Source organism: Frankia sp. AvcI1, from assembly GCF_001420875.1.
Classification (GTDB): Bacteria; Actinomycetota; Actinomycetes; order Frankiales; family Frankiaceae; genus Frankia; species Frankia alni.
Genome location: NZ_LJFZ01000035.1, coordinates 45,807 through 47,355, shown reverse-complemented (window position 1 = coordinate 47,355; position 1,549 = coordinate 45,807). Strand labels below are relative to the sequence as shown.

General features: G+C 71.8%; 2 protein-coding genes and 1 pseudogene. All 3 read left to right on the top strand.

What is annotated here, in order from left to right; translation table 11 throughout:
- Window positions 1-218: 218 nt before the first annotated feature.
- Window positions 219-539 carry a MoaD/ThiS family protein gene (locus UK94_RS27065; RefSeq protein ID WP_011602689.1) on the top strand — a complete coding sequence of 107 codons (321 nt, stop codon included), beginning with the start codon at window positions 219-221 and terminating at the stop codon, window positions 537-539.
- Window positions 540-560: 21 nt separating this feature from the next.
- Window positions 561-697, top strand: a pseudogene (locus UK94_RS66920) (pyridoxal-phosphate dependent enzyme); the annotation flags it as partial.
- Window position 698: 1 nt separating this feature from the next.
- Window positions 699-1,508: pyridoxal-phosphate dependent enzyme (locus UK94_RS27060; RefSeq protein WP_235490109.1), on the top strand; the 810-nt coding region annotated here is incomplete at its 5' end.
- Between the last annotated feature and the right edge of the window lie 41 nt (window positions 1,509-1,549).

Sequence of the window (1,549 nt, the reverse complement as noted above, 5' to 3'; positions counted from 1 at the left end):
CCCCGCCTGCGCGAGCTGAATCGCGGACAGCCGCGCCGTCGTCGGGGCATCCTGGGCCTGCGAGTGGCGAAGTCCCCGCCCCGGCGCGTCCCGGCCCTCTGTCCTGACACCCCGCAGACTGTCCTGACACCCCGCAGACCCCCGCCCGCGTCATCATCCCGCCCGTCCGGGCGGCGCCTCGGTCGAGCCCGACCGCTGGCACCCGCGAAAGGAGCACCATGGCAGTCCAGGTCCGTGTGCCGACGATCCTGCGTAGCTACACGGGAGGTTCGAAGCTGGTCGAGGGCACCGGCGACACCGTCGCCGCGCTCTTCCTCGACCTCGACTCCCGGCACTCCGGGCTGCGTGGCCGGCTGGTGACCGGTGAGGACGGAGCCGAGCTGCACCGGTTCGTCAACATCTACGTCAACGACGAGGACGTGCGCTTCCTCGGCGGGCTCGACGCCAAGCTCAACGACGGCGACGAGGTCACCATCCTGCCCGCGGTCGCCGGCGGCTCCACCGCCAGTTCGCCCCGCGTGCCCGCCGGTCAGCACTGAGCCGAGCGGCAGGTCCGACTCATGCGATTCGACTCCCTGGCCGACTCGGTCGGCCGGACCCCGCTGGTCGGGCTTCCGCGACTGTCCCCGTCGCCGGAGGTCCGGCTGTGGGCGAAGCTGGAGCAGGACAACCCGACCGGTTCGATCAAGGACCGGGCNGCGCTGTGGATGATCGCCGACGGCGAGAAGCGCGGCCTGCTCACCCCCGGCGCGACCGTCCTGGAACCGACCTCCGGCAACACCGGCATCTCGCTGGCCATGGTCTGCCGCCAGCGGGGTTACCGGCTCGTCTGCGTCATGCCGGAGAACACCTCGGTGGAACGCCGCCAGCTCCTGCAGATGTGGGGCGCCGAGATCCGGTACTCGCCCGCCGCCGGGGGCTCCAACGAGGCGGTCGCCGTCGCGAAGCGGCTCGCCGCCGAGAACCCCGACTGGGTCATGCTCTACCAGTACGGCAACCCGGCGAACGCCCAGGCGCACTACGAGACGACCGGCCCGGAGATCCTCGAGGACCTGCCCGCCATCACCCACTTCGTCGCCGGCCTCGGGACGACCGGCACCTTGATGGGCACCGGCCGCTACCTCAGGGAGCGGGTGCCGGACATCACGATCGTTGCCGCCGAGCCCCGCTACGGCGAGCTGGTGTACGGCCTGCGCAACATCGACGAGGGCTTCGTGCCCGAGCTGTACGACCCGTCGGTGCTCACCTCGCGCTACTCCGTCGGTCCGCGCGAGGCCCTGCGGCGCACCCGGGAGCTCGTCCAGGAGGAGGGCATCTTCGCCGGGATCTCCACCGGAGCCATCCTGCACGCCGCGTTGGCCCAGGCCGAGCGGGCGGTCCGGGAAGGCCGGCGGGCCGACATCGCCCTCATCGTCTGCGACGGCGGCTGGAAGTACCTGTCCACCGGCGCCTACGCCGGCACCCTCGAGGAGGCCGAGGCCGCACTCGAAGGTCAACTATGGGCGTGACCCCACAGATCGCCTTCGGCGATCTGTGGGGACCCCTCGCC